Raw genomic sequence first — 11698 nt, 5'->3', positions numbered from 1 at the left:
TCAACCTTGCATCCATGGGATCAGCATCGCAATGGCTATGATTTCACAGTGCTAGTACAAGCACAACCAACACTCTCTCAATACGTCCGTCCAAATGCTTATGGCGATGATTCGATAGACTTTGCCAACCCGCAAGCGGTGAAAGCCTTGAATCAGGCTTTGCTCAAGCACTATTACGGTGTGGCGATGTGGGATATTCCAAAAATTACTGATGTCTGCCTATCCCTGGGTGGGCTGATTATGAGCATTATCTGGCGGATTTATTGGCAGCGATCTGCGTAGTTAACCAATTCGTTGATATAAACGATTCTGCTGTATATAACTAAATACCTGCTGTGGTATTTCAGTGATGACAGTCTCGTGATTCTGACTTAACTTTTCACGAATACGCGTAGAGGAAATATCTGGCGGGGTAGTTGGTAGAAAGCTGATCAGGCCGTTCGCTTGGGTGGTAAATGCTTCTGGCGCTGCTGCGATATCTACTAATTTACCCTCATGTTCTGGATGCAAGAATAAGGTTTTTTCGCGATCTGCGCGGTGTACGACCAATATATGGCAATAGTCTAATAACTCTAACCAGCGGCGCCAGGTGGGTAGTTTTTGGTAACTGTCTTGGCCCATGATCAGGCATAGTGCCTGGTTTGGGAAGCGGTGGCGCAATAGATGCAGGGTTTCTATGGTGTACGAAGTGCCCTGGCGGTCTAGCTCGCAGGTATCGAGCACGAATTGCGGGCGGTCTTGTATCGCCAATTGCACCATCGCGGCGCGGTGTTGTGCTGTGACGGCGGGTGTTGCTTTATGAGGTGGGACAGCTGCCGGAATAAAGCGGATTTGCGTGCAGTGCAGGGTGTCGAGCACGGTTTGCGCCAGCACCAAATGCCCGTTGTGGATAGGATTGAAAGTCCCGCCAAAAATGCCTATGAGTTCCATTTCAGCCATTCTTTGGGAGCATCGCGGTGTTGCGCGGTGCTCGAAAACTCGCTGTACTCATGTGTACTATCTTGTTTCCTGCGCTTCGTGCTCCTTGCGCTGCATCCCCAATAATGGCTGAAAGCGACATTAAGCGCGTACGTGGCCGTCACCTAGTACAACATATTTCAACGACGTTAATCCCTCTAAACCAACCGGGCCGCGTGCATGCAGTTTGTCGGTGGAAATGCCGATTTCTGCGCCAAAGCCATATTCAAAACCATCGGCAAAACGGGTAGAGGCGTTGACCATGACGCTGCTGGAATCGACCTCGCGCAGGAATTGGCGCGCTTTGGTGTAGTTCTCGGTGACAATCGCTTCGGTGTGCTGGCTGGAGTATTTGTTGATGTGCTCAATCGCTTCGTCGACGCCACTGACCACCTTGCACGAAATAATCGAAGCCAGGTATTCGGTGTAATAGTCTTCTTCAGTCGCGGCAATGGCTTGTGGCACGATGGCGCGAGTTTCTTCGCAACCGCGGATTTCCACGCCTTTGCTAATCAGCATCTCGGCCAGTTTAGGCAGGACGGTGTTGGCTATGCTGCGTGCGACCAGTAATGATTCGGCCGTGTTGCAGGTGCCCAGGCGCTGCGTCTTGGAATTCTCCAGAATACGCACGGCTTTGTCTAAGTTCGCTTCGTCGTCCACATACACGTGACAGTTGCCATCCAGGTGTTTGATGACTGGAATGCGTGCATCGTTGCTGATGCGCTCGATGAGGCCTTTGCCGCCACGTGGCACGATGACATCGACATATTGTTTCATGGTGATGAGTTCACCCACCGCAGCGCGGTCTGTGGTTTCAACCACCAGCACGGCGGCTTGTGGCAAGCCTGCTTGTTGCAGGCCTTGATGCACGAGCTTTGCCAGCGCCTGGTTGCAATGGATGGCCTCAGAGCCACCACGCAGAATGCAGGCGTTACCGGATTTGATGCATAAGCCAGCGGCATCGACGGTCACATTTGGACGCGCTTCGTAAATAATGCCGATGACGCCCAGTGGCACGCGCATCTGGCCGATCTGGATGCCGGAAGGGCGGTATTTGAAGTTGCTCATTTCGCCAATCGGATCTGGCAGGCTGGCGATTTGTTCCAGGCCTTCGGCCATGGTCGCCACCGACTTTTCACTCAAAGCCAGGCGGTCCAGCATGGCGGCTTCCATGCCGTTGGCTTTGGCGGCTTCCAGGTCTTGCTGGTTGGCGGCCAGTAGTGCTTTTTCGTGCTGGCGGATCAGGGCGGCGATATTACGCAGGGCCTGATTTTTGGTGTTGGTATCGGCTTTTGCCATCAAACGGGAAGCGGCACGTGCCTGCTCGCCCAGTTGTTTCATGTAATGTTGAATGTCCATAACCATCATTCTATATTAAAACCTTAACGAGACCGTGCTGCGGCCGATCTGGCGGATTTATTCGCTGCCATACGCGCAATGCCACTACATAAGCGGGAAAGCTCCAGCCAGGCATCGCCATCCCCTACGCCTTTTGCCATGCGGTCTATGTCAGACAATTTCTGCAAAGCAGCTTCGATATGTTTTTGCGGTAAAAATTCCAATGCGCGTTTAACCAGTGTCTGGCGGTCACCAAATAACCTGGCCTGGCTTAAGGCAGCCTGCACGGCCTGGCCGTTTTGCATGGCGAGCCGCACTTGCAATAGGGGGCGGAATAACCATACCAGCGGGTTCATCACAGCGACGGCAGTTTCGCCTTCTTCACGCAGGCCTTCAATAATGCGTAACACGCGGCTTTGGTCGCCTTGCAACATGGCTTCACCGAGTTGCGAGACATCAAAGCGTGCCACGTTGAGCACACATTGCCGGATGGCATCTTCAGAGAGGGGGCCGGGTGGATAGAGCAAGCCCAGTTTCTGGATTTCCTGGTGCGCAGCCAATAAATTACCTTCGACCTGCTCGGCAATAAACCGGCGTGAGGCTTCATCCGCTGTTTGCTGCTGCATGGCCAGGCGTTGCGCAATCCACTCTGGCAATTGCGGCAGTGGCACCTGGTTGAGCACCAGCAATACGCCGTGTTGTAATAAGGCTTCATACCAGGCGCTGCTGGTCATGTCGCGATCAGGCGCGGGCAGGGTAATGATAATGGTGGTATCAGCAGCGGGCAATTCAGCCACTTGCTGCAAGGCCTTGGCGCCTTCGACGCCGGGTTTGCCGGTAGGAATGTTGATTTCGAGAATGCGTTGCTCGGCAAACAGCGAGAAACTTTGCAAAAACTGGCTGACTTGCGCCCAATTGAAATAACGCTCTACGGTAAAGCTGGCACGCTCTTGCGCGCCATGCTGGCGGGCAGCCGCCCGAATCTGGTCGATGGCTTCAGTGATGGAGAGTGGCTCGTCACCCGCCAACACAAACAAATGCTGTTTTGGCGGCAGGTGTTGAGCCAGTTGCGCAGCCTGTATGCGCATGGTTATTGCGCTTTTTTCAGGGCAGACAAGCGGCGCATAATGCCGTTAAGCACGTCCGTGCGCATGGTCTGGGTCAAGCGCTTTTCTTCGGCCAGTTTAGCTAGCAAGTTTGAGTCGTTGTAGGTGTAGTCGCGTCTGCTTTCCATGACTAGTGGCAATCCCCATGTTGGCTCATCGCTGGCCTTGGTGCGGTATTGCACGCGATAGTAAAGCTCGTACTCTCGCACCACACCGGTACCACTCAGGGATAAAATGCGTTTTTCGTTTTCTTCATGCATCAGCTCCACCTGTAGTTCGGCTTCTTCGGCTGTCTCCACTAACTGGATATTTTGCTCTTTTAAACTCTTTTTAAGGGCCGATGTAATCTGCGTGTTGCCTGAGAGTTGGACTGTTTTAAATGACACAGGGTTAGGCTGCCTGAGCTGGAAGCCGCATGAGGATAACGCTGCAATCAATAGCATCAAGCCACTATTTTGCCAAAAGCGCTGTGGCAAAAATGGTGTCAGGTGTGAAAGCAGCATAGTCATCCTTTCTTTAAGCAACCACAATATTAATCAGTTTGTTAGGCACCACAATGATTTTTTTCACGCTGCCTTCATTGAGGAATTTTTGTACAAAGTCCTGATTAACGGCAGTTGCTTCAATTTGCTCTTTGGCCATGCTTTTAGGGATGCTGATGCTGCCGCGCAGTTTGCCATTTACTTGCACCACATACTCGACCTCGTCTTGTACCAGAGCCGAATTTAATGGGGCAGGCCATTGCGCACTTAAAATGTCATCACCGAACCCAAGTCTGCTCCATATAACTTGTGTTATGTGTGGGGCAATAGGTGAAAGTACGCGGAGTAGAATAGACAAACCTTCTGTTTTTACAAATAGTGATGCTCCTATATCTCCAAGGCCAGAGCTGGCTTCTATGGCATTCAATAGTTTCATAGTGGCCGAAGCAAGGGTATTGAATTGATTTCTTTCAATATCATGAGAAGCTTGCTTGAGGATTAAGTGAATATTTCTTCTAGCTGATGCAAAATCCTTTTTATGATTCTCGTACATTGCTTGGTACTTCTCATAGTTTTTTAGTACCAATTCAATACCCGATTGCGTGCTGTATGCAAATTGCCAAAGTCTTCTAAGAAAGCGATGTGCACCGTCAACACCGCTATCCGACCACTCAAGAGTTTGTTCAGGTGGTGCAGCAAACATCATAAAAAACCGTGCAGTATCAGCACCATATTTTTCAATAAGAAATTGAGGATCAACACCATTTCTCTTTGACTTTGACATCGTACCCATACCTTGGAAGTCAACCTCTAGACCATCTCTTTTACTTACATAGATAGAGTCAATGGTTCCGTCAATCTCTTCGTCAGTTTCTGATGGGTATTCTTTAGTTACTTTTATTTCGACTTCTTCTGGAGCGAAGTACTCAATGCCGCCTTTGGCCGTGCGACGTGAGAAAATATGGTTAAGCACCATGCCTTGTGTCAGCAGGTTGGCAAACGGCTCGTCATAATTCACCAGGCCTAGGTCACGCATGACCTTGCTCCAGAAACGTGAATACAGCAGGTGCAGAATCGCATGCTCAATGCCGCCAATATATTGGTCGACTGGCATCCAGTGGTTAGTCTGTGCGTCCACCATGGCATCATTGCTAAAGCCTGACGCATAACGCGCGTAATACCAGCTGGAATCGACAAAGGTATCCATGGTGTCGGTTTCGCGCTTGGCTGGCTGGCCGCATTTAGGGCAAGCGCAGTTCAGGAAGTCTTCGCGTTTATTGAGCGGATTGCCTGAGCCATCCGGCACACAGTCTTCCGGCAGTTTGACCGGCAACTGGTCATCTGGCACTGGCACATCGCCACAGCTGTCGCAGTGCACGATTGGAATCGGGCAACCCCAGTAGCGTTGACGGGAGACACCCCAGTCGCGCAGGCGCCAGTTGGTTTGTTTGCCGCCCAGGTTTTTCTCGGCCAGGTCAGCGGCTACAGCATCCACGGCTTGGGTATAACCCAGGTCGTTGTATTTGCCTGAATGGATGCATACGCCTTTGGATTTGTCGCCGTACCATTCTTGCCAGGCACTCAGATCAAAACTTTGGTCGACCACACTGATGACTTGCTTGATCGGCAGGCTATATTTCTTGGCAAAGCCAAAATCACGCTCGTCGTGCGCAGGCACGGCCATCACGGCACCTTCACCGTAGGTCATCAGCACATAATTACCAACCCACACTGGCACCTGTTCGCCGGTAATCGGGTGCGCAACGGTCAGGCCGGTGTCCATGCCTTCTTTTTCCATGGTGGCCATGTCGGCTTCCATGACTGAGCCTTGCTTGCATTTTTCAATGAACGCTTGCAGAGCTGGATTGTTTTGCGCGGCATGTGTCGCTAATGGATGCTCAGCTGCGACGGCGCAGAAAGTCACACCCATAATGGTGTCGGCACGCGTGGTGAATACCCACAGTTTGCCGTCATCAATCAGCTGGTCATCGTTATTTTTGATGTTATGCGTAAAGGCAAAACGCACGCCTACGCTCTTGCCTATCCAGTTGGCTTGCATGGTTTTGACACGCTCTGGCCAGCCTGGCAGCTTGTCCAGGTCATCGAGCAATTGCTGGGCATAACCCGTGATGTGCAGGTAATAGCCGGGGATTTCACGTTTTTCAACAAGCGCACCAGTGCGCCAGCCGCGGCCATCAATCACTTGCTCGTTGGCCAGAACCGTCTGGTCGACCGGGTCCCAGTTCACCACCTGGGTTTTTTTGTACGCAATGCCTTTTTCCAGCATACGCAGGAACAGCCACTGGTTCCATTTGTAGTAATCCGGCTGGCAAGTCGCCAACTCGCGCTCCCAATCAATGGCAAATCCCAGCGATTTCAACTGCTTGCGCATATAGGCAATGTTGTCGTAGGTCCATTGCGCAGGCGGCACATTATTTTGAATCGCCGCATTTTCAGCGGGCAAGCCAAACGCATCCCAACCCATAGGCTGCAATACGTTAAACCCTTTCATGTGGTGATAACGGCTTAAGACGTCACCAATGGTGTAGTTGCGCACATGCCCCATATGCAATTTGCCACTGGGGTAGGGGAACATCGACAAGCAGTAGTATTTGGGCTTATTGCTATCCGCCTTGGCCTGAAAGCTCAGGTTGGACTCCCAATGTTGTTGTGCCTGTTGTTCGACTTCTTTGAATGGATACTGCTGTTGCATGTGCGTGGCTTGAAAGTAACTAAACGAAGCGACAATTATACCCGAGAACTGATAGGCATGTTTTGCGTTGGCAGGTGTTGCCAGTAGGATGCGAACTCTATTTGGCTGATATCAGCCATGGTCGATTAAAGTGGGTTGATATAAACCTATTGTATGTCTGGTGAATGCCTTGTAAATGGCATTATTATTTATATAAATATAATTTACGTAATAAAAACATGGGGATAACTTTTATCGTCGTGATGCTGGTATCAATATTGCAGCCCTTTCACCTGTTTTTATAACAACAGAAACAGAAGAGGGTGTGACACATGAAGAAAAAAAGTTTGTTGATGGCCACGGTACTGGCGTTTAATCCCGCCATGGAAGTGCTTGCCGAAGAAAAAGAACGGCAGGATGAAACACTGAATATTTCACCAGTTGTGGTGAAAGGGATTTTGCCTGACCGGCTGGAATCGGTGCCAGGTTCTTATTTCCTGGTTGATGAAAAAGCGCTGCAAGAACGGCGACCATTCTCGGTTCAGGAGGCATTAAGCAATGTGCCTGGGGTACATGTTGTGGGGGAGAACAGTTTTGGCCTGGGCGTTAATATCGGCGTGCGGGGCTTGGATCCGAGAAGAACGGCACGCACACTGCTGATGGAGGACGGCATGCCTTTGTTTCTGGCGCCCTATGGTGATCCAGCCGCACATTACACCACGCCATTGGAGCGTGTGCAGCGCATCGAGGTGGTTAAAGGCTCAGGCCAGATTCTATATGGCCCGCAAACGGTGGGTGGCATGATTAATTTTGTGACACGCCCGGTACCCAGTGACGGCCAGGTGCATGGCAATGTCACCGCCACCTTGGGTAACAATGACTTTACCAGCCTCTATGGCAACATCGGAGCCGGTGATGAGCGCGGTGGTTTGATGATTGATGCCTTGCACAAAAAAGGTGATGGTATTCGTGACAATCATGATTTCGAGATTCAGGAATACACGGCAAAAGGGCAGTTGAATTTATCTGACCGGCATACCTTGATTGCCAAGGCCAGTTATTTCCGTGAGAGCTCGCATGTGACAGAAACTGGGTTGGGACTGGTGGAATACCGTGAAGATAAATATCAGGCGCCTACCGGCAAAAATGATGTATTTGAGCACGAGCGTACCACGTTTCAACTACAGCACCTGTTTCAAATCAACACACAGGTTAAGCTGAGTACACAAGCTTATTATGCCAAATCAGAGCGGGCTTCATTCCGCCAAATCAACGATCCCGGTGGTTTAGGTGGTCGTTCTGTGATGGATCGTTGTACAGGACTGGGTGTTGCGACCGAAGCCAATGCCGAACTTTGTGGTGGACGCTGGCGTCCGCGCGAGTTTGAATATTGGGGCATTGAGCCACGGCTGGATGTGCAGCATAGCCTGTTCGGCGTGGAAAGTAATGCAGTCCTTGGTTTCCGTTACCACCGTGAAGATATCCAGCGCAACCAGTTCCGTGGTGGGGATCCCCGTATCCAGAACCAGGAATACGCAGAGGCGTTTGGTGACCATCGCGAGCAGATTCATACCAATGTCGAGGCCAAGTCCTATTACGCACAAAATACTTTCTATGTGGGCGAGTGGACGTTTACGCCAGGTTTACGTATAGAAGATTTGCGTATCAGGACCGATATTCTGCGCGCCGAAGGTGCAGTGCAAAACAATGCTGAGTCAAAAGATACCAATCACCAGAGCAAAGTGTTGCCAGGATTCGGTTTAACCTGGAATGGGATTGCAAAAACCACCTTGTTTGCAGGTGTGCACAAAGGCTTTGCGCCGCCGCGTCCTGATCGGGATATCCATGCGCCAGGAGGCGCCAATACCGCCGTGGTGGTCAATACCAAGCCGGAGGAAAGCACCAATTGGGAGTTGGGCGCGCGCTCTAACTATATCAAAGGCGTCACCTTTGAAACCACTTTGTTCCATACGATTTTTGACGATATTGTGGTGGCGGGCCCAACCTCCGGTTCATTTATCAATGGCGGACAATCGCAACAAACCGGGGTGGAGCTGGCTGGGCGTATTAACTTTGGACACATATATGACTCGGCACATAATATTTACCTGGCCGGGTCTTATACCAATCTGATCACGGCCAAGTTCAAGAAAACCAATGCGGCAGCAGATGTGTTTAGTGGTGATCGTTTACCGTATGCGCCAAAACACTTGGCATCACTGAGCCTGGGCTATGAGCATCCGGTCGGATTCGATGCACGCATTGGTGTTGATTATGTCAGCGAGCAACAAGAGGATGTTTCTTACCGTGCAGGCCGTTCTGAGGCCGATGTGTTATCAGGCCGTACCGGGCGCATTCCGGCCTATGCGTTGCTGAATGCAACGGCGAATTACCGGCCTGTAGGTAGTCGTGTCTCGTACTTTGTCAGTGCCTATAACCTGGCAGATAAAGAGTACCTCACCAGCCGTGTGGATGGCATGGTGGCCGGGCGTCAACGCCAGGTTGTTGGTGGCATCCGTTACGATTTTTAGTCTGTTGTACCATCAATAAAAAAGCCCGCATCATGCGGGCTTTTTGCTTTAGCGCAGTTATTTCAATGCGCTAAAAATGTCTTCTTTAATCGCATTCAACTCGCCCAAGCCGTTGACCTTGACGTATTGTGGCGCACCGCTGACACCGGATTTTGCCCAGTCAGAATAGTAACCAATCAGTTGCTCAGTCTGGTCGTGATAGACCTGCAAACGCTTCAGCACGACCTCTTCTTTGTCGTCATCACGCTGCACCAGTTCTTCACCGGTAACGTCGTCTTTGCCAGCCACTTTTGGCGCGTTGAATTTGACATGGTAAGTGCGGCCAGAAGCAGGGTGGCTGCGGCGGCCGCTCATGCGCTCAACAATGGCTTCATCCGGCACGTCGATTTCCACCACGTAATCAATGGCGACGCCTGCGTTTTTCATCGCCTCGGCTTGTGGAATGGTGCGAGGGAATCCGTCAAACAGGAAACCATTGGCACAATCTGCATCTTTAATACGTTCTTTGACCAGGCCGATAATCACTTCATCTGGCACCAGGCCACCTGCGTCCATGAATTTTTTGGCTTCCAGACCCAATTGAGTGCCTGCTTTGACTGCTGCGCGCAACATATCGCCAGTGGAAATTTGCGGAATATTGAATTTTTCTTTAATAAAGGTGGCTTGTGTCCCTTTACCGGCACCGGGGGCGCCCAGCAGAATCAAACGCATAACATGCTCCAAAAGTTTGGGTTTTAGTAAAAACAGAATTATATCAGGCTAAACTTTAAATCAGGTTAAGCCAGTGCTGCTTTGCACAAGTTGTGCTTAAGCCTGGTCTAGCAGATGCTGGTCCGCCAGATAATTGCTGATGGCGACAAAATTGGCCACGCTCAGGTTCTCGGCACGTAGCTGGGAGTCGATATTCAATGCGCTAAATCCATCATCATCCAGCAAGCCTTTGAGTGTATTGCGCAAGGTTTTGCGGCGTTGACCAAACGCCGCCGTGACCACTTTAGCGAATAAGGCTTCGTCACTGGCAGGATAGGGCAAGGTGTCATAAGGAATGCAGCGCACAAAAGCAGATTCGACTTTAGGCGCCGGGTCAAAGGCTTCGGGCGGCACGGTGACCATGTATTCCATCTGCAAGCGGTATTGCAGCATGACAGACAAGCGGCCATATTCCGAGTTGGAAGGCTCGGCCACCATGCGCTCAACCACTTCTTTTTGCAACATAAAGTGCATATCGATGATTTGAGCAGTGTTTTCCAGCAGCTTGAACAGGATAGGGCTGGAGATGTTGTACGGCAAATTGCCAACCACCCGGATGCGCTCGCCTATGTTTGCGAAGTCAAACTTCAATACATCTGAATTATGGATGGTGATTTTCTTCGGCGGATAGAAGCCTTGCATCCACTGAATAATGTCGCGGTCGATTTCAACCACGTGCAAGTGATTCAGGTGCTTGATCAGGGGCTGCGTCATCGCGCCCAGGCCGGGGCCAATTTCGACCATCAGATCATCCGCCTGCGGATGGATGGCGTTAATCAGGCTTTGGATAATGGCTTGGTCAATTAAAAAATTCTGACCAAATTTCTTCTTGGCAATGTGTTTCATGTATTTGAGGTGTGACGTGTGTGTGACAGCGTGATGGCTAACTGTATGGCACTTAGCATACTGCCGAGATCGGCTTTGCCGCTGCCTGCAATATCCAGCGCGGTACCGTGATCGACAGAGGTGCGGATAATGGGTAGCCCCAGGGTCACATTGACCCCTTCGCCAAAGCTGGCGTGTTTGAGTACAGTGAGGCCCTGGTCATGGTACATGGCCAAGAACGCATCGGCTTGCGACAGATTTTTTTGTGAAAACATGGTGTCGGCCGGTAAGGCGCCGATGAGTTGCATACCTTCGGCACGCAAATTTTCCAGCACCGGGTTGATGGTGTCTATTTCTTCCATGCCCAGATAGCCGTTTTCACCTGCATGTGGGTTGAGCCCGGCAACGAATATACGCGGTTGAGCAATGCCAAATTTATGCACCAGGTCATGATCCAGAATGCGGATGGTGGTAGTGAGTGCTTCGGTGGTAATGGCAGCGCTGACCTGGGTAAGTGGTAGATGTGTGGTGGCGAGTGCAACGCGCATGCCGCCACCGACCAGCATCATCACCACTTGGGCCGTCCGGGTTTTTTCCGCCAGGTATTCGGTATGGCCAGTAAATGCAATGCCTGCATCATTGATCACGCCTTTGTGTACGGGGGCGGTGACCATGGCATCAAATTCACCGGATTGGCAACCTGCCAGCGCGCGATCCAGCATGCTTAACACCGCTGCACTGTTGGCCGGGTCGAGTGCACCAGCAACCACGGGTGCAGCCGTTTGCACCGGCAGTATATACAGGCTGCCATCGCCCGCATGTGGCGGCAACGTTTCGGTATATGTATGCAATGTTAAGGGCGTCGCTAATTGCGCTGCTCTCGCCTGTAGTGCGACGGGGTCTGCCAACACCACCAGTGCGGCAGGCATGGCTGTGTGGGCGAGTTTGACGCAGATATCGAGCCCGATACCAGCAGGTTCGCCAGCGGTGATCGCAATACGTGGCAAGTTGTTCATG

Annotated in this window: 10 protein-coding genes; 2 read left to right on the top strand and 8 right to left on the bottom strand. The window is 51.2% G+C overall.

What is annotated here, in order from left to right:
• Positions 1-48: 48 nt before the first annotated feature.
• On the top strand, positions 49-282 hold the full coding sequence (locus tag MET42_RS0110115) for an RlmF-related methyltransferase (RefSeq protein ID WP_369751508.1): 234 nt from the start codon (positions 49-51) through the stop codon (positions 280-282).
• Here MET42_RS0110115 and nadD read toward each other — a convergent pair whose 3' ends face one another.
• From nadD to leuS, 5 genes are all read right to left on the bottom strand, one after another.
• Positions 283-930, bottom strand: a complete 648-nt coding sequence (gene nadD, locus MET42_RS0110110) for a nicotinate-nucleotide adenylyltransferase (protein ID WP_019882833.1) — start codon at positions 928-930, stop codon at positions 283-285.
• 129 nt (positions 931-1059) lie between these two features.
• On the bottom strand, positions 1060-2316 hold the full coding sequence (locus MET42_RS0110105) for a glutamate-5-semialdehyde dehydrogenase (RefSeq protein WP_019882832.1): 1257 nt from the start codon (positions 2314-2316) through the stop codon (positions 1060-1062).
• Positions 2317-2339: 23 nt separating this feature from the next.
• The gene (gene holA / locus MET42_RS0110100; protein ID WP_019882831.1) at positions 2340-3383 is read right to left on the bottom strand and encodes a DNA polymerase III subunit delta; all 1044 of its coding nucleotides are present in this window, start codon (positions 3381-3383) and stop codon (positions 2340-2342) included.
• 2 nt (positions 3384-3385) lie between these two features.
• Positions 3386-3904, bottom strand: a complete 519-nt coding sequence (lptE, locus tag MET42_RS0110095; protein ID WP_019882830.1) for an LPS assembly lipoprotein LptE — start codon at positions 3902-3904, stop codon at positions 3386-3388.
• Between the two features lie 13 nt (positions 3905-3917).
• The gene (leuS, locus tag MET42_RS0110090; RefSeq protein WP_019882829.1) at positions 3918-6596 is read right to left on the bottom strand and encodes a leucine--tRNA ligase; all 2679 of its coding nucleotides are present in this window, start codon (positions 6594-6596) and stop codon (positions 3918-3920) included.
• A gap of 311 nt (positions 6597-6907) precedes the next feature.
• Here leuS and MET42_RS0110085 point away from each other — a divergent pair, with 311 nt between their 5' ends.
• Positions 6908-9106, top strand: a complete 2199-nt coding sequence (locus tag MET42_RS0110085; protein WP_019882828.1) for a TonB-dependent receptor domain-containing protein — start codon at positions 6908-6910, stop codon at positions 9104-9106.
• A 57-nt stretch (positions 9107-9163) separates the two neighbouring features.
• Here the strand turns inward: MET42_RS0110085 and adk are convergent, their stop codons facing one another.
• From adk to pdxA, 3 genes are all read right to left on the bottom strand, one after another.
• Positions 9164-9817 (bottom strand): adenylate kinase, encoded by a 654-nt coding sequence (gene adk, locus MET42_RS0110080; RefSeq protein WP_019882827.1) that lies wholly within the window; start codon positions 9815-9817, stop codon positions 9164-9166.
• Between the two features lie 96 nt (positions 9818-9913).
• Positions 9914-10702 carry a 16S rRNA (adenine(1518)-N(6)/adenine(1519)-N(6))-dimethyltransferase RsmA gene (gene rsmA, locus MET42_RS0110075; RefSeq protein WP_019882826.1) on the bottom strand — a complete coding sequence of 263 codons (789 nt, stop codon included), beginning with the start codon at positions 10700-10702 and terminating at the stop codon, positions 9914-9916.
• Positions 10699-11697: a 4-hydroxythreonine-4-phosphate dehydrogenase PdxA gene (gene pdxA, locus MET42_RS0110070; protein ID WP_019882825.1), complete on the bottom strand. Its 999-nt coding sequence runs from the start codon at positions 11695-11697 to the stop codon at positions 10699-10701. Before pdxA ends, rsmA begins: the two co-directional genes overlap by 4 nt.
• Between the last annotated feature and the right edge of the window lies 1 nt (position 11698).

Source organism: Methylophilus sp. 42 (genome assembly GCF_000384155.1).
Classification (GTDB): Bacteria; Pseudomonadota; Gammaproteobacteria; order Burkholderiales; family Methylophilaceae; genus Methylophilus.
This window is presented reverse-complemented; position numbering and strand designations above follow the sequence as displayed.

Bases quoted from the DNA above. Each gene is read 5' to 3' on its own strand.
- lptE (WP_019882830.1), bottom strand. From the start codon at position 3,904: ATGCTGCTTTCACACCTGACACCATTTTTGCCACAGCGCTTTTGGCAA.
- MET42_RS0110105 (WP_019882832.1), bottom strand. From the start codon at position 2,316: ATGGACATTCAACATTACATGAAACAACTGGGCGAGCAGGCACGTGCC.
- MET42_RS0110085 (WP_019882828.1), top strand. From the start codon at position 6,908: ATGAAGAAAAAAAGTTTGTTGATGGCCACGGTACTGGCGTTTAATCCC.
- holA (WP_019882831.1), bottom strand. From the start codon at position 3,383: ATGCGCATACAGGCTGCGCAACTGGCTCAACACCTGCCGCCAAAACAG.
- adk (WP_019882827.1), bottom strand. From the start codon at position 9,817: ATGCGTTTGATTCTGCTGGGCGCCCCCGGTGCCGGTAAAGGGACACAA.
- rsmA (WP_019882826.1), bottom strand. From the start codon at position 10,702: ATGAAACACATTGCCAAGAAGAAATTTGGTCAGAATTTTTTAATTGAC.
- nadD (WP_019882833.1), bottom strand. From the start codon at position 930: ATGGAACTCATAGGCATTTTTGGCGGGACTTTCAATCCTATCCACAAC.
- pdxA (WP_019882825.1), bottom strand. From the start codon at position 11,697: ATGAACAACTTGCCACGTATTGCGATCACCGCTGGCGAACCTGCTGGT.
- leuS (WP_019882829.1), bottom strand. From the start codon at position 6,596: ATGCAACAGCAGTATCCATTCAAAGAAGTCGAACAACAGGCACAACAA.